The following is a 16,147-nucleotide window of genomic DNA, read 5'->3' on the forward strand; positions in this document are numbered from 1 at the left end:
GGAATCACGCGTTCGGGCGCGGCGTCACGCTCTCCTGCATGTATACGTTTGCACGGATGCATGCTGCAAAGCGATACGCACCAATAATCCTCTCCGGCCGGCGTCGCGGGGAACATGCGAGACGCAGGGTGTTCGCGCGCGGATGGACAGCGTCCCGCGGAAAGCGTATCGGCGTTCACGGAGAGAAAACGATGAAACTGCACAGCGTTCCGGCCGCACTCGCGGCCGGCATGTTCGCGGCCTGCTGCGCCGTGCCCGGCGCGAACGCGGCGATCCCCGCCGCGCACGTCTACCACAACCACATGCCGAACTTCTGGCCGTTCTACGCGGTCAATGTCGGCCAGGCCTACAACGCGACCGCAACCGGCGCACCGATCCGCTATCTCTACGACGGCGACGTCATCGCGCTGAAGAACAATCCGCCGCCGGGCTACAGCTACTACCTGCCGGCGTCGCTCGGCGGCACGATCATGCCGCACGACGATCTGGTGACCTACTACGCGCACGACGCGAAGACCGGCGCGTACCAGTGGTGGCCGCAACAGGTCGCGAACGAAGTGCGCAACTGGTCGGGCGCGAACGGCCAGATCCACGTGACGATGTCCGGCGCGGTGGTCAACAACGTCGACAGCCTCGAACGCCTGCAGAACGTCCCCGGTTACACGAACACCAACTGGGGCGCATCGTGGCGCACCGCGTACGGCGGCCTGCCGACGACCAACGGCTACCGCACGCTGGACCTCATCCACTTCACCGGCCACCACAGCATGGGACCGCTGGTCGGATCGGAGTATTTCCTCAAGGACCTGATCTACCAGAACGCGACGCTGGCGCAACCGTACTTCCTCGGCGGCAACTTCCGCTCGTCGCGCGGTTATTTCCCGACCGAACTCGGCTTTTCCGAACGCCTGATCCCGGTGCTCGCCAAGCTCGGCGTGCAGTGGTCGGTGATCGGCAACAACCATTTCTCGCGCACGCTGAAGGACTATCCGTACGCGACCTACGACGCCAACGGCGACACCCTGACCTCGCCGCCGAATCGCGCCGATCTGCGCAACACCTCGACCACCGGCAGCTGGGTCGCGGCCGGCATGGCGCACGAGCAGCAGGTCGTGGTCAACAAGTATCCGTTCGCGTCGACGCCGCACTGGGTGCGCCACGTCGATCCGGCGACCGGTGAAGTGACGAAGCTCGCGGGCATTCCGGTCAGCCAGAACGGCTCGTGGCTGGAAGGCTGGGAAGGCGCGGTCACCGTCGACGAATACGTGCCCTACACCGCGCTGGAGCCGCGCCAGTTCTTCGTCGTCGCGCACGACGGCGACAACTCCGGCGGCCGCGCCGGTTCGCTGCCGACGTGGCAGAACGGCTACGGCACCACCTGCGGTGGCAGCGGCTACTGCCTCGGCATCGACGAATACCTGCAGCGCTTCCCGATCCCCGCCGCCGACGTGCAGCACGTACAGGACGGTTCGTGGATCGACACCCGCGATTCGTCGTCCGATCCGACGTGGTACCACTGGCACCTGCCGTTCGTGATCTGGAACGGCCAGTTCCCCGCGTTCAACGCCGCCACCGGCATGAACCTCTCGCCGAAGACCAACCTCAACGGCGTGGCCGAAGGCGCGACGGTGTCGTTCGAGTACGGCTGGCACTACCTGGAGCGCAACTTCGCGCTGCTGCAGGCCGCGCTCAACTACGCGAAGACCGCCGAGCAGATCTGGCTGGACGATCATCCGGCGTACTGGTCGCCGACGACCACGCTGGACCAGCAGGTCGTGCCGCCGGGCAACCAGCTCAATCCGTGGATGATCTCGTTCCCGGTGAAGGGCAATCCGGCCAGCGACTACGCCGGCGGCGCCAATCCGGCCGAGCTGGCGTGGTACTTCCTGCTGCCGTCGATGGATTCCGGCTTCGGCTACTACGACGAGAACAAGGACGACAACGTCAAGCCGACGCTCGCCTTCAACAACTCGCTGTACTTCTCGAAGCAGTACGTGCAGCCGAACGTCGCCAAGGACCGCACCGGGCCGTCGGTGTGGTGGCCGCAGCGCTATCCGTACAACCCGGGTTCGGTGAACGCGTCGAAGGCCGAAGGCTGGACGGTGCAGCACTACAACCACGAGTTCGCGGTCTACACCTATGCGTACGACCTCTCGAACATCGCCAGCATCCAGGTGAAGGTGCGCACGCACGCCTCGACCACCATCGACGGCAACGACGACACCTACAAGGTCTACGATCCGGCGGCGATGGTCGGCAAGCCCGGGCTGTCGATCACGCCGGCGAGCGTGAGCGCGTGGACCTCGTACCCGATGCAGGTGCGCGACCTCAAGCCGGTGATGAACGGCGTGTCGTGGATGCCGGTGACGCAGCAGACCATGCAGGTGCTGCCGGCGCAGGAGATCGGCAACCTCTACTACACCTACTTCAACCAGTACCGGAACCAGTTGCTCGACTACTACATCGAAGCCACCGACACGCGTGGCAACGTCACCCGCAGCGACATCCAGCAGGTCTACGTCGGCGCGGGCACCTACCGCAAGACGACCACCGGCTCGGGCTACGTCGAGGACACCGCGGGCACCGTCGCCGGCGTGCGTCCGTTCCTCACCGTCGACACCACGCCGCCGGTGTTCCAGGGCAGCCTGACGTCCAGCGCGCTCACCGACCGTTCGGTGACGATCAGCTGGTCGCCGGCGACCGACAACGTGCGCGTCGCGGGCTACCAGATCTTCCGCAACGGCGTGCTGGTCGGCACAGGCAGCGGCACGCAGTTCGACGACAGCGGGCTCGCCGCTTCGACGAGCTACAGCTACCAGGTGCTGGCCTACGATGGCGCCGGCAACCAGTCGGCACGCAGCGCGGCGCTGGCGATCACGACGAAGGCGCCCGACACCACGCCGCCGTCGACGCCCGGCGCACCGGTCGCGGGCGCGACCACCGCGAGTTCGATCGCGCTGAGCTGGACCGCCGCCACCGACAACTACGGCGTCGCCGGCTACCAGGTCTTCCGCAACGGCGCGCTCGCCGCCAGCGTCACCGGCACGACCTACACCGACAACGGCCTGCAGCCGTCGACGGCGTACAGCTACACGATCAAGGCGAAGGACGCCGCGGGCAATCTGTCGGCCGCCTCGGCCGCGACCTCGGCGAGCACCGCCGCGGGCAACGTCGCGACGGTGTACTACCGGCCGGCCGCGGGCTGGACCGCAGTCAACCTGCACTACTCGCCCACCGGCGGCACCTGGACCACGGTACCCGGCGTGGCGATGAGCGTCGCCTGCACCGGCTGGTATCGCTACACCGCGAACCTCGGCAGCGCGACCGGCCTCGCCGCGACCTTCAACAACGGCAGCGGCACCTGGGACAACAACGGCGGCCGCAACTACGCGCTGGGCACCGGGATCTCGGTGGTGCAGAACGGCGCCGTCAGCACCGGCACCGACCCGTGCACGCTCGACACGCAGGCCCCGACCGCGCCGACAGGTCTGACCGGCAACGCCATCGACGCCAACTCGGTCGCGCTGGGCTGGGTCGCGGCCACCGACAACGTCGGCGTCGCCGGCTATCGCGTGTATCGCGGTGGCACGCAGATCGCGGACGTGACCACCGGCACCGGCCATGTCGACAACGGTGTGCTGCCGTCGACGACCTACAGCTACACCGTGCGCGCCTACGACGCCGCGGGCAATCTCTCCGCCGCGAGCACCGCCGTCTCCGTGACCACGCCGGCGCGCGCGGACACGCAGGCGCCGACCGTGCCCGCGGGGCTCAACGCGCAGAACCTGACCTCGACCTCGCTCACGCTGGCGTGGACGGTGTCCACCGACAACGTCGGCGTGTCGTCGTACCTCGTGTTCCGCAACGGCACGCAGGTCGGCACCACCGCCGCGGCGAGCTACGCCGACAGCGGGCTGACGCCGGGCACCGCCTACAGCTACACCGTGAAGGCGCAGGACGCCGTGGGCAACGTGTCGGCCGCCAGCACCGCGCTGTCGGTGACCACGCCGCCGCTGGTGAACAACACTGCGACGGTCTATTACAAGCCGTCGGCGACGTGGACCACGACCTACATCCACTACGCGCCGAACGGCGGCAGCTGGACCGCGGTGCCCGGCGTGGCCATGAGCGCGGCGTGCACCGGCTGGGTGGTGAAGACGCTGAACCTCGGCGCCGCCACCGGTGCGCAGGTCACGTTCAACAACGGCAGCGGCACGTGGGACAGCCGCAACGGCGCGAACTACCCGGTCGGCACCGGCCTGTCGGCGATCTCCAACGGCGCGATCACCACCACCGATCCCTGCCTCAACGATGACGCGACCGCGCCATCGGTGCCGGGCGGGCTGGCGGCCTCGGGCGTCACCGCGACCTCGGCGACGATCGGCTGGACCGCGTCCACCGACAACGTCGGCGTGGCCGGCTACCGCGTGTTCCGCAACGGCAACCAGATCGGCACCACCGCGTCGACCAGCTTCACCGACACCGGGCTGTCGGCGTCCACGGCGTATGCGTACACCGTGCGCGCCTACGACGCCGCGGGCAACGTGTCGGCCAGCAGCGCCACGCTCAACGTCACCACCACGGCGCCCAGCACCTGCGCGGTCAGCTTCACCATCGCCAACGCGAACACGACCTTCGGCCAGAACCTCTACGTCGTCGGCAACGTCGCGGCGCTCGGCGCATGGTCGCCGGGCGCGGGCTTCGCGCTGACCATCCAGGGCAGCGGCGCGAACGTGCCGTGGACCGGCACGGTGAACCTGCCGGCCGGCGTGGCGATCCAGTACAAGTACGTGAAGTGGAACGGCAGCACGGCGACCTGGGAAAGCAACCAGGCCACGACCTCGGGCAACCGCGAGTTCACCCTGCCCGCGAACTGCACCGGCACCACCACGCGCAACGACGGCAGCTTCAAGTTCTGAGGCGGGAAGGTCTCACACCGTCGCAATCGCGGAACATCGCCTGAAACGAAGAGCGCCGGACAGGAAACCGTCCGGCGTTCTGCGTTTCAGGAAGGGCAGCAGATGGAAACGGACACCCTCGGTGAAATTGATACGAAACACATCCTGATCAGCGTTCGAAAGTGTCGGCCCGGACCAAGAGAATGGAAGCGCCACGAAGGATTTCCGTCGTGGTGTCTCTTCCCTCACTGAACAGGTCACACATCATGGCAAACGGCCAGTACTGGTCCGGGCAGGAGTGCCCCAAGACCGCCACCTACGGACAGTACAGCGACTCGACCGGGGCCTATGCGGGTACCCAGTACGATCGTCATGTGAAGAAGGGCGACCGCTTCCCGCCCAGTCTCAACAACCATCATTTCTCGGAAAAATGATCGCTGCGGCATGAGGTCGCAAACCTCCGGGATTGATGTGCCGGAAAATCTCCAGCGAACGCCAGCCCGGAACGCAGAACGCCGGACGGTTTCCCGTCCGGCGTTCCTGTTTGCATCAGGCGACCACGTCGATCGGAAGTGCCGATCGACGCACGCGCATCAGAACCGCGCCTTGAACTCCACGCCCCAAGTGCTCGGCTCGTTGAGGAAGCCGGTGAGGTTGTTGAAGTCGATGCCGCCGACGACCACGGTCTCGTCGGTGATGTTGCGGCCGAACAGCGCCACGTCGTAATCGCCGTTGTTCCAGGCGTAGCCCAGGCGCAGGCCGCCTTCCAGCAGCGACTTGCCGGTGAACTCGGTCGACTCGTACAGGAAGAAGTTCACCTGGCCGCGGTAGGCCCAGTCGGTGTAGGCATAGAACTCGCCGCTGCCGACCGGCAGGCCGTAGCGCGCGGTCAGGTTGTAGACGTTGCGCGGCGCCTGCGGCAGCGGGTTGCCGTCGATGCGGTAAGTGCCGGGCACGCTGCCAGCCGGATCGGTCACGGTGCAACCGCCGCCGCAGCCGAACACGGCCAGGTTCCTGTCCTGGATCTCGGTGTCGTTGAAGCTGGCGCCGAGGGTGACGAACAGGTGGTCGGTCAGCCACGCCTGCGCGTCGAGTTCCACGCCCTGGCCGATGGTCTTGTCGGCGTTGACCAGGCGCGCGATGTTGGTCGCGCCGCCGACCGCGGTCAGCTGCTGGTTGTCGACGGCGTAGCGGTACAGCGCGACGCCCAGGCGCAGGCGGTTGTCCCACAGCTGCGCCTTCACGCCGCCTTCCCACGACAGCACGGTCTCGGTGTCGGCGACCGTCACCAGCTCGCTGGCCGGCAGCGAGGCGTCGGCGAACATCAGGCGGCCCTGCACGCTCGGCGCGCGGAAGCCCTTGGCGACGCGGCCGTAGAGGTTGATCTGGTCGTTGAGCTTGTAAACGGCGCTGAGGTCCCAGCTGACGTCGTTGTCGTTCGGGTGCACGGTGATCGGCGCGATCGGCGGGCCGAACGGACCGACCACGCGCTCGGCGGTGAAGTCCTTGCGGTCGTCGGTGTAGCGCACGCCGCCGCGCAGCTTCAGGCGATCGGTGACATCGAAGTCGCCCGAGGCGAACACCGCCCACGCGGTGTTGTCCTGGTGCTGGCGGGCGTAGCCGTTCTCCGCGCCGCCGAAGCCGTCGTACGAGAAACTGTCGACGTCGATCTTCTCGTCGAACCAGAACAGGCCGGCCTGCCAGTCGAAGCGGCCCCACTCGTTCGACTCGACGCGGAATTCCTGGCTGTACTGGCGATGGTTGGGCAGGCCGTCGGCGGATTCGGCCGGGAACAGCGCCACGCCCGGCGCACCGGTCGGGAAGCTGTAGACCGAGCCACCGTCGATGTCGCCGCGGCTGTAGGCGTCGACGCTCTCGTAGCCGGTGATCGAGTACAGGCTGACGCGGCCGAGGTCCCAGCGCATGCGCAGGTTGCCGCCGAGCTGGTCGAGGTTCTGCTCGTTGCGGCCGTCGATCGACACGCGGTCGCGGCTGAAGCCGTCGACCAGGTCGTTGGTGCCCGGCTTGATGATGCCGGCGCGGAACAGCCGCGCGGTGCCGTCGAGCTTGCGCGAATGCACGTTCAGCAGCGCCTCGAAGGTGTCGCTCGGCTTGAACAGCAGTTGGCCGCGCGCGGCGGTCTCGCGGTAGCCCTCGAGGTCGTCGCCGGCGCCGTTGAAGGTGTTGTCGACGTAGTCGTCGCGGCGCTGGTGCAGCACCGACACGCGGGCCGAGACCTTGTCGGTCAGCGGGCCGGTGACCGCGCCTTCCAGGTTGAAGGTGCCGTAGCTGCCGTAGGAGACGCGGCCATAGCCGCCGAAGGTCTCTTCCGGACGGGCCGATTCGAACTTCAGCACGCCGGCCGGGGTGTTGCGGCCGAACAGCGTGCCCTGCGGGCCGCGATCCATTTCGATCTGGTCGAGATCGAACATCGGGAAGCCCTTGAGGATCGGGTTCTCCTGGACCACGCCGTCGTACACCAGCGAGACCGGCTGCGAGGCGTTGAGGTCGAAGTCGGTGTTGCCCAGGCCGCGGATGTAGAAGCGCGGGAAGGCGCGACCGAACGAGGACTCGATGTTCAGGCTGGGCAGGCGGCCCGACAGCAGGCGGATGTCGTCGCCGCTGGTGGTCAGCGCTTCCAGCTTCTCGCGATCGACGGTAGTGATCGCCACCGGCACGTCCTGGATGTTCTCGGTGCGGCGCTGGGCGGTGACGGTGATGGCGTCGAGCTCGGGCGCGTCGGCCTTGGCGGCCGGAGCGGCGTCCTGGGCCATCGCCGGGAGGGCGAAACCGATGGCGACGGCAAGGCCACCGAGACGCAGGGCGCGGCGGGAGCGGAAGGAGGGGGTCATGGGCGATCCTGGGGAGAGGGATGGAGGCGCGACCGGGCGGGCGCCGGCCACCGGGCCGGACCGTACTGAGCCGCATCGCGCGGCGGATTGTAAACAATTCGTGATATGGGCCGTCACCGCGGCCCGGCCCCGGCTCCGGGCCATGCCTTTCGTCACGGGCCGGGGGGAAGGGCCGTGGGCTACTCTGGGGGGTGCTTTTCCGCCCCTTCGCACCGCCGAGGACCGTCCGAATGAATCGCCCGATCGCCTGCGCCCTGGCGCTGGCTCTTTCCGCCGCCATGCTGTCCGGCTGCGACAAACCCGCCGAACAGAAGCCCGCCACCGACAAGGCCGCCATGCCCGCCGACGCCGCCCACGAGAACCCCTTCTTCTCCGAAAGCCCCCTGCCGCTGCATTACCCGCAATTCGACAAGATCAAGGACACCGACTTCGCGCCGGCCTTCGATCGCGGCATGGCCGACCAGGTCAAGGAGATCCAGGCGATCGCCGACAGCACCGAGGCGCCGACCTTCGACAACACCATCTTGGCGATGGAGCGTTCGGGCCAGCTGCTGGGCCGCGCCGCCAAGGTCTTCGGCAACCTCACTAGCGCCAACACCAACGACGCGCTGGACAAGCTGGACGAGGAATACTCGCCGAAGTTCGCCGCGCACTACGACGGCATCTACCTCAACCCGAAGCTGTTCCAGCGCGTGCAGGCGCTGTACGACAAGCGCGAGAGCCTGGGCCTGGACCCGCAGGGCGTGCGCCTGATCGAGCGCTACTACACCGACTTCGTCCGCGCCGGCGCCAAGCTGGACGACAAGCAGAAGGAGCGGGTGAAGGCGATCAACGCCGAGCTGGCCACCCTCGCCACCAAGTACAACCAGAACGTGCTCGACGAAGTGAACGACTCGGCCATCGTGGTCGACTCGCGCGACGAGCTGAAGGGCCTGTCCGACGACCAGATCGCGCCGCTGGCCGAAGCCGCCGAGAAGAAGGGTCTGAAGGGCAAGTTCCTGATCGCGCTGCTCAACACCACGATCCAGCCCATCACCACGCAGATGGACAACCGCGCACTGCGCGAGCGCATCTACAAGGCCTCGATGGCCCGCGGCAGCCGCGGCAACCAGTGGGACAACACCGACATCGTCTCGAAGGTCGCCAAGCTGCGCGCCGAACGCGCCGCGATCATGGGCTATCCGAACTACGCGGCGTTCGCCGTGGCCGAGGAAACCGCCAAGACGCCGGACGCCATCAACAAGATGATGGCCCAGCTGGCGCCGCCGGCCGTCGCCAACGCGAAGAAGGAAGCCGCCGAACTGCAGGCCATGATCGACGCCGAGCAGAAGGCCAAGGGCGAGCCGACCTTCGCCGTCGAGCCGTGGGACTGGCTGTACTACAGCGAGAAGGTGCGCAAGGCGAAGTACGACTTCGACGAAGCCCAGCTCAAGCCGTACCTGGAGATGGACAACGTCCTGAACAACGGCGTGTTCTTCGCCGCCGAGAAGCTCTACGGCCTGAAGTTCAAGCGCCGCACCGACCTGCCGACCTACCAGGAAGACGTGCGCGTCTACGACGTCTCCAACGAGGACGGCTCGCAGCTGGCGATCGTGATCGTCGACCCGTACGCGCGTTCGTCCAAGCGCGGTGGCGCGTGGATGAGCTCCTACGTCGACCAGTCCGAACTGCTGGACCAGAAGCCGGTCGTCGCGCTGCACCTCAACGTCACCAAGCCGGCGGCGGGCAAGCCGGCGCTGATGACCTGGGACGACGTCAACACCTCGTTCCACGAGTTCGGCCACGTGCTGCACGGCATGTTCTCGAACGTGAAGTACCCGTACTTCAGCGGCACCAACGTGCCGCGCGACTTCGTCGAGTACCCGTCGCAGGTCAACGAGATGTGGGCGACCTGGCCTGAAGTGCTGGCCAACTACGCCAAGCACTACCAGACCGGCGAAGCGATGCCGAAGGCGCTGCTGGACAAGGTGCTGGCCGCCGACCAGTTCAACCAGGGCTACAAGACGACCGAGTACCTCGGCGCGGCGATGCTGGACCAGCGCTGGCACCAGGTGCCGGCCGACCAGCTGCCCGACGCCAAGGGCGTGATGGCCTACGAGGCGAAGGCGCTGAAGGACATCGGCGTGGACTACGCGCCGGTGCCGCCGCGCTACCGCACCCCGTACTTCAGCCACATCATGGGCGGCTATGCGGCCGGCTACTACGCCTACATCTGGTCGGAAGTGCTGGACGCCGACAGCGTCGAGTGGATGAAGCAGAACGGTGGCCTGACCCGCAAGAACGGCGACCACTTCCGCGACACGCTGCTCAGCCGCGGCGGTTCGAAGGACGCGATGGTGCTGTTCCACGACTTCTCCGGTCGTGACCCGTACATCCAGCCGCTGCTGGAGCGTCGCGGCCTGACCGGCAAGTAAGCGCCCTCCCCGCTGCACCGACACCGCCCGGCTCGCCCGGGCGGTGTCGTTTCCGGCCTTCGAGAGGTCCGACGCCCGCATGCCGCCCGATCCGCAGACGCCCGTCCCGATGCCCGAATCCGCCGACGCCGCCGGCGATCCGGCGACGGCGCTGCGCGGGTGGCTCGAACGCCATCCGCGGGTGTTCGTGCTGACCGGCGCCGGGGTCAGCACCGACTCCGGCATTCCCGACTACCGCGACACCGACGGCGCATGGAAACGCACGCCACCGGTGACGTGGCAGGCCTTCACCGGCGATGCGGCCACCTATCGCCGCTACTGGGCACGCAGCCACGTCGGCTGGCCGGGCTTCTCGGCCTCGCAACCGAACGTCGCGCATGCGGCGCTGGTCGAACTGGAACGCCGCGGGTCGCTGACCTCGCTGGTCACGCAGAACGTCGACCGCCTGCACCAGCGCGCCGGCAGTCGCGATGTGATCGACCTGCACGGACGGCTGGACCGCGTGGTCTGCCTGGGTTGCGGCGACGCGACGCCGCGCGAAGCGCTGCAGGGGCGGATGGCCGCGGCGAATCCCGGCTGGCGGCCGCGCGAGGCCGGCGCCGCGCCCGACGGCGATGCCGACATCGACGCCGCAGCCGTGGCCCGCTTCGAGCCACCGCACTGCACCGTGTGCGGCGGCCTGCTGAAACCCGACGTGGTGTTCTTCGGCGAGAACGTCCCGCGCGAGCGCTACGCCCGCGCGCTGGCCGCGCAGGAGGCGGCCGACGCGATGCTCGCGGTCGGCACGTCGCTGATGGTGTATTCCGGCTTCCGCTTCGCGCGCATCGCCCGCGAGCGCGGGCTGCCGCTGGCGATCCTCAACCGCGGCCGCACCCGCGCCGACGATCTGGCGCAGCTGCGGCTGGACGCCGAGTGCGGCGCGACGCTGTCCGCCGCGCTCGCCGCGATGGCGTCGACGGCTACGGGGTAGCCTGCGGCGACAGCTGCGGCGCGGCGGCCGCGTCGGTCGGCACCGGCATGGGCGCGGGCTTCACGTCCACGAACAGCGGGCGCAGCGCAGGCGTCAGGTACGGCAGCAGCACCGAGGTCGGCACGTCGACCGTGCGCACACCGTCGACGTAGGGCCCGACCTGGTACGGCGGGAACACGAAGCGCAGGCCCATCAGGTGGCCGCTGTCGGGCGCCGGCGCCGCGACCGGCTCGAACGCGGCGAAGGTGGTCGCCGCCGGCTCCGTGCCTTCGTCGATCATCCGCCCCACCGAACGCATGACGTCGGCACGTTCCTCCGGCGACAGTTCGTCGGCGTCCACACGCTGCGACAGCGCGGCGTGCAACTGCTCGCGGGCGAAGTCGGACAGCATGGTCCACGCGTTCGGATCGGCGAACAGGTCGTTGGCAGTGAGCATCTTCTGCTGCTTCGGCAGCCACACGAAGCGCGCGACCAGTGGATCGCCGTGCGCGCCGCCGGTGAAGCTGGACCCGTCGGCGGCGACCGCCACCACGTCCGGCGTCTCCAGCAGCAGACTGAAAGGAAGCGACAACTCGAACGGCGAGGTCTGCTTCGCCGGATCGGCGCCCTGCACCGCCTTCAGCAGTTCGGCTCGCGCGCCGTCGGCATAGGTCTGCAGCGCGACGGCGAGACCCGGGTACTTCTTCGCCTCGGGCGGGAAGCTGATGCCGACGACGTAGCGGGCATCGTGTTCGATGATGTCCTTCAGCTCCGGCGGCGGCGCGGGCTTGGGCGCGGCCTGGGCGGGCTGCGGCGCGGCGGGCTGCGGTTTGTCCTTGTTGCAGGCGACGAGGGCGAGGCCGAGGACGAGGGCGGTCACCAGGACGCGCGGCGTCCGGGCAGGCAGGCGAAGGCGGGGCGACATGGACATGGGGGCGTGTCGGGAGGGGGACCCGATCGTGTGAGGGGGGAATCGCGCAGCAGGATAACGGATGCCGTCCAGGAAGGCGGCAGATGCCGGACGAAAAGCGCCCCGACCAGGGAATGCCGGGCGAAAAAAAGCCCCGGGCGCGGACGCCCGGGGCCTTTTCGACGCGTGGACGCTGGATTACAGCGCCTGGACTTCGTCGGCCTGCAGGCCCTTCTGGCCCTGCACGACCTTGAAGGTGACCTTCTGGCCTTCCTTCAGCGACTTGAAGCCGGTGCCCTGGATCGAGCGGAAATGGACGAACAGGTCCTGGCCGCTTTCCGGGGTGATGAAGCCGTAGCCCTTGGCATCGTTGAACCACTTGACGGTGCCGCTCTGACGATCGGACATGGGTGTTACTCCTCACATGCACAGTTGGGTGGATACACGACGCTTGCGGGCGCCGCGACTGTCTAGCCAGGGGTAACGCGAACGATGAGCGGATCGTCTGGGCCGACCGTGAGGACGGTTGCTACCTTGGATCTACCGCATCGGGTCACGATGTACCGTGATCCCGCTTGGAACAGTCCGCGCAACATACACCACAAATGTGGGCTTTTGTGAAGCCGTCGGGGGAACTTTCCCGCCGGACGGCGGTCGGGCGGCGCCCCGCCATCCCGTGCGCGGGCGGCACCTGCGGAAAACTTCGGGAATTTCGCGGATTTGCCCGGACGGGACCGCCACCGGGGGCGTTTGCTTGAGACGGACGAGAAGTGCCGATCCCTCCCTCCGCAGCCGCATTGTGACGCAGCGCGACATGTTTCCTGCGCGGACGGCGGCGCGAAGCGGCTGGCACGCTTCCTGCTTTGTCCACCCTCGAATCACCCGTGCAGCGTGTCCCCGTCCCACACCACTCCGTCTCCGAGGACCCCATGCAGATCGAACCTCCGGCCGCCAACGTCAGCGACGACCACATCGTCGCCCGGCTGTACGACCTCGCCCGCCAAGGCGATACCGCCACCCGCGAGTACCAGTTGCTGGACCACGTGATCCTGAAGCGGCTCCTGCAGACCTACGGCTGCGACGGTTCCCGCAGCGCCTACGCGGCCTGACGACGCGTGGGCGCTGCCTCGCAGCCCCGGCCCCGGAACGATCCGGCCTAGAACGATCCGGGGCTGGTCAACCGCCGTACGAAGCGGGCGGCCAGCTCCGGATTCAGCAGCAGCGTGAATCCCACCCCGTAGAGCGCCCCCCACAGGTGGGCGCTGTGGTTGACGTTGTCGCCGCCGCGCTTGTCCATCCAGATCGTGTAGCCGAGATAGAGTCCGGCGAACAGGAAGGCCGGGATCGCGACCGGGATCAGGAACACGTAGATGCCCGCCCAGGGATCGAGCAGGATGAAGGCGAACAGCACCGCCGACACCGCCCCCGAGGCGCCCAGACTGCGGTACGACGCATCCTGCTTGTGGCGGACGTAGGTGGGCAGGATCGCGATCACCACCGCCGACAGATAGAACACCAGATAGCCGATCGCGGTGATGCGACCGGCGAAATAGCTTTCCATCGCCGGGCCGAACGAGTACAGGGCGATCATGTTGAAGATCAGATGGCCCCAGTCGGCGTGGATGAAGCCGTGGGTCAGCAGGCGATCGTACTGGCGCTGGCGCTCCACCGCCGGCGGCCACAGGATCAGCCGGTCGAGCAGCCGCGGTTTGTCCCAGGCCTGCCATGACACGACCACGGTGACCGCGATCAGCGCGAGCGTGACGTAACCGGTCATTCGCGGACACTCCTGCGCAAGGGGAACGGGGCGGGTCGGCGTCGCAACTCAGACCGCACGGTAATGGTCCTGCATGGGATAGCGCCGCGCATAGAGCGCGAACGCCAGCGCCGCCACGAACGCGAAGCCGGCGAAGAAGAACATCAGGAAGGCGTGCTCGCCCAGCCCCGAGGCCGAAATCGCCGCGCTCATGCCCGCGCTCTTCACGCCGGCGTTGGTCAGCAGCACCCAGACGTTGCCGAAGGTCACCGACAGCATCCAGAAACTCATGATCACGCCCTTCATCGCCGGCGGCGACTGGCTGTAGGCGAACTCCAGGCCGGTGGCCGAGACCAGCACCTCGCCGAAGGTCAGCAGCGCGTAGGGCAGGATCTGCCACGCCAGCGACACCGGCTCGCCACCGTCGATCCACAGCTGCAACATGCCCGCGAACACCCACGCCAGCCCGGAGAAGGCGATGCCGAAGCCCATGCGGCGCAGCGCCGTCACCCGGAAGCCCAGCTTCGTCAGCGCCGGATAGAGCACGAGGTTGTTGAAGGGGATCAGCAGCATCACCAGCAGCGGGTTCAGCGCCTGCATCTGGCCGGCCTCCTTCACCAGCCAGCTCGGCCACAGCGCCCAGTCGTGCGGCACCACCATCTGCTTGCCCTGCAGCACCCAGGTCGAGGCCTTCTGGTCGAACAGCGACCAGAACGGGCTGACGATGGCGAACACGATCAGGATCCGCAGCACCGCGCGCACGCCATCCACCGCCGCATCGGCATGCGCACCGCGGGCGCGCTCCAGCTGCAGCGCCGTGCCGATGCCGCCGAACAGCAGCACCGCGCCCAACGCCAGGCAGAACGAGATCACGAAGCCGAACTTCTCCGGCCACCACGCCGGCGTCACTGCCCAGCCGACCAGCAGCGCCGCCGCCAGTGCGAGGCCCGCGGCCGCGATCAGCGTGCCCGCGCCGGTGGCGCCGGCGGGACCGCCGCGCAGCGCGGTCGCGACCACGCGCAGGAAGGCGTCGGGATCGCGCCCGGCCGCCGGCATGTGGGTGTAGCGATGCCGTCCCAGCCAGAACACCAGCGTGGCGATCAGCATCAGCACGCCGGGCACGCCGAAGGCGACCTTCGCGCCGTATTCGCGCAGCAGGATCGGCATCAGCAGCGACGCGAAGAACGAACCGAAATTGATCGTCCAGTAGAAGACGTCGTAGACGATCTTCGCCAGATGCTTGTTCGCCTGGGTGAACTGGTCGCCGACGAACGACGACACCAGCGGCTTGATCCCGCCCGAGCCCAGCGCGACGAGGAACAGCCCCGCGTAGAAGCCGGTGCGGTTGCCGTCGAACAGCGCCAGGCAGAACTGGCCGGCGCAGTACAGCAGCGAGAACCAGAAGATCGTGCGGTACTTGCCGAAGAAGCGGTCGGACAGCCAGCCGCCGAGCAGCGGAAAGAAGTACACGCCGATGACGAAGCTGTGGAAGACCTCCTTCGCCATGCCCTCGCGTTCGGCCTCGGGCAGGTAGGCCAGCAGCGCGCTGCCGATCAGGAACTGCACCAGGATGTTGCGCATCCCGTAGAAGCTGAAGCGCTCGCAGGCCTCGTTGCCGATGATGAACGGGATCTGGCGCGGCAGCCGCGCCGCGGCGTCTTCCCGCGCGGTCACGCCCATTCGGTCAGCCCCTCGCAGCGGTACAGCTCGGCGAACGACGGCCGCGCCTTCAGGCGATCGGCCAGCGCGGCGAGGTGCGGCCACTCGATCGCCTGCTTCGGCATTTTCCGCGACCAGCGCATCAGCATCACGAGGTAGAAGTCGGCCGCGGTCAGGCGCTCGCCGAGCAGGTGCGGACCGTGCGCGGCGAGGTGCGCGTCGATGCGGTTCCACTGCGCCTCGATCTGCGGCCGCACGTGCGCCAGCACCACCTCGGCGTTGGCTTCGCCAGCCGGCTCGTGCGGATACCACCACTGCCGGAACAGCGGCTGCACCATGTTCGCGAGGTTGAACATCCACTGGATGTAGTCCTGGCGTGCCGCGTCGCCGGGCGCGGGCGCGAGGCCGGCGGCGGGATACGCATCGGCCAGATGCATCGCCAGCGCGGCGGCCTCGTAATGCGGCACGCCGTCGGTCACCAGCGTCGGCACCACGCCGTTGGGATTCAGCGCCAGGTACTCCGGCCGCTTCTGCGCACCGGCGGCGGTGTCGACCAGGACCAGCGTGTGCGGCGCATCGACTTCCAGCAGCATCCAGTGGACGAGGAAACTGGCCGCGCCGGGCGCGTAATAGAGGATCTGGGACGATGCGGTCATGGCGGCTCCTGCCCGAAAACCCCAGTGTCGCACAGGCTTCCGCCCGGTCGCGC

The 16,147-nt window shown here is 68.0% G+C and carries 11 protein-coding genes; 5 read left to right on the forward strand and 6 right to left on the reverse strand.

The features are described from left to right. Positions 1–191: 191 nt before the first annotated feature. Positions 192–4,919, forward strand: a complete 4,728-nt coding sequence (locus ACT53Q_RS02565) for a carbohydrate binding domain-containing protein (protein ID WP_476185068.1) — start codon at positions 192–194, stop codon at positions 4,917–4,919. A 182-nt stretch (positions 4,920–5,101) separates the two neighbouring features. After that, on the forward strand, positions 5,102–5,332 hold the full coding sequence (locus ACT53Q_RS02570) for a hypothetical protein (protein ID WP_476185069.1): 231 nt from the start codon (positions 5,102–5,104) through the stop codon (positions 5,330–5,332). Positions 5,333–5,491: 159 nt separating this feature from the next. Here ACT53Q_RS02570 and ACT53Q_RS02575 read toward each other — a convergent pair whose 3' ends face one another. Then, positions 5,492–7,750, reverse strand: a complete 2,259-nt coding sequence (locus ACT53Q_RS02575; RefSeq protein WP_476185070.1) for a TonB-dependent receptor — start codon at positions 7,748–7,750, stop codon at positions 5,492–5,494. 230 nt (positions 7,751–7,980) lie between these two features. Here ACT53Q_RS02575 and ACT53Q_RS02580 point away from each other — a divergent pair, with 230 nt between their 5' ends. Then, positions 7,981–10,164, forward strand: a complete 2,184-nt coding sequence (locus ACT53Q_RS02580; RefSeq protein WP_476185071.1) for a M3 family metallopeptidase — start codon at positions 7,981–7,983, stop codon at positions 10,162–10,164. Between the two features lie 109 nt (positions 10,165–10,273). Continuing rightward, positions 10,274–11,134: an NAD-dependent protein deacetylase gene (locus ACT53Q_RS02585; protein ID WP_476185172.1), complete on the forward strand. Its 861-nt coding sequence runs from the start codon at positions 10,274–10,276 to the stop codon at positions 11,132–11,134. On the opposite strand, the gene ACT53Q_RS02590 is transcribed toward ACT53Q_RS02585, so the two are convergent. Both ACT53Q_RS02590 and ACT53Q_RS02595 read right to left on the reverse strand, forming a co-directional pair. Continuing rightward, on the reverse strand, positions 11,124–11,993 hold the full coding sequence (locus tag ACT53Q_RS02590) for a DUF3298 and DUF4163 domain-containing protein (RefSeq protein WP_476185072.1): 870 nt from the start codon (positions 11,991–11,993) through the stop codon (positions 11,124–11,126). The two genes, ACT53Q_RS02585 and ACT53Q_RS02590, sit on opposite strands and share 11 nt — an antisense overlap. A 228-nt stretch (positions 11,994–12,221) precedes the next feature. Then, positions 12,222–12,431: a cold-shock protein gene (locus ACT53Q_RS02595; RefSeq protein ID WP_137851067.1), complete on the reverse strand. Its 210-nt coding sequence runs from the start codon at positions 12,429–12,431 to the stop codon at positions 12,222–12,224. Positions 12,432–12,952: 521 nt separating this feature from the next. Between ACT53Q_RS02595 and ACT53Q_RS02600 the strand changes: the two genes are divergently transcribed. Further along, entirely contained in the window at positions 12,953–13,132 is a 180-nt protein-coding gene (locus ACT53Q_RS02600) for a hypothetical protein (RefSeq protein ID WP_476185073.1), read from the forward strand. A 47-nt stretch (positions 13,133–13,179) separates the two neighbouring features. Here the strand turns inward: ACT53Q_RS02600 and ACT53Q_RS02605 are convergent, their stop codons facing one another. Genes ACT53Q_RS02605 through ACT53Q_RS02615 form a run of 3 tightly spaced genes read right to left on the reverse strand, consistent with a single transcriptional unit; the run spans position 13,180 to position 16,094 of the window. Next, positions 13,180–13,800 (reverse strand): rhomboid family intramembrane serine protease, encoded by a 621-nt coding sequence (locus tag ACT53Q_RS02605; protein WP_476185074.1) that lies wholly within the window; start codon positions 13,798–13,800, stop codon positions 13,180–13,182. 48 nt (positions 13,801–13,848) lie between these two features. Next, complete coding sequence (locus ACT53Q_RS02610; protein ID WP_476185075.1) at positions 13,849–15,453, reverse strand: POT-type proton-dependent oligopeptide transporter; 1,605 nt, start codon at positions 15,451–15,453, stop codon at positions 13,849–13,851. After that, positions 15,450–16,094, reverse strand: a complete 645-nt coding sequence (locus ACT53Q_RS02615) for a glutathione S-transferase family protein (RefSeq protein WP_476185076.1) — start codon at positions 16,092–16,094, stop codon at positions 15,450–15,452. The genes ACT53Q_RS02610 and ACT53Q_RS02615 overlap by 4 nt, the downstream gene beginning before the upstream one ends. Positions 16,095–16,147: the final 53 nt, after the last annotated feature.

The sequence above is a fragment of the Lysobacter sp. DMC97 genome, from assembly GCF_056313745.1.

What these genes read in the sequence shown, in the direction of transcription:
- ACT53Q_RS02605 (WP_476185074.1), bottom strand. Translation starts at nt 13,800, where the DNA reads ATGACCGGTTACGTCACGCTCGCGCTGATCGCGGTCACCGTGGTCGTG.
- ACT53Q_RS02600 (WP_476185073.1), top strand. Translation starts at nt 12,953, where the DNA reads ATGCAGATCGAACCTCCGGCCGCCAACGTCAGCGACGACCACATCGTC.
- ACT53Q_RS02615 (WP_476185076.1), bottom strand. Translation starts at nt 16,094, where the DNA reads ATGACCGCATCGTCCCAGATCCTCTATTACGCGCCCGGCGCGGCCAGT.
- ACT53Q_RS02595 (WP_137851067.1), bottom strand. Translation starts at nt 12,431, where the DNA reads ATGTCCGATCGTCAGAGCGGCACCGTCAAGTGGTTCAACGATGCCAAG.
- ACT53Q_RS02585 (WP_476185172.1), top strand. Translation starts at nt 10,274, where the DNA reads ATGCCCGAATCCGCCGACGCCGCCGGCGATCCGGCGACGGCGCTGCGC.
- ACT53Q_RS02565 (WP_476185068.1), top strand. Translation starts at nt 192, where the DNA reads ATGAAACTGCACAGCGTTCCGGCCGCACTCGCGGCCGGCATGTTCGCG.
- ACT53Q_RS02575 (WP_476185070.1), bottom strand. Translation starts at nt 7,750, where the DNA reads ATGACCCCCTCCTTCCGCTCCCGCCGCGCCCTGCGTCTCGGTGGCCTT.
- ACT53Q_RS02570 (WP_476185069.1), top strand. Translation starts at nt 5,102, where the DNA reads ATGGAAGCGCCACGAAGGATTTCCGTCGTGGTGTCTCTTCCCTCACTG.
- ACT53Q_RS02580 (WP_476185071.1), top strand. Translation starts at nt 7,981, where the DNA reads ATGAATCGCCCGATCGCCTGCGCCCTGGCGCTGGCTCTTTCCGCCGCC.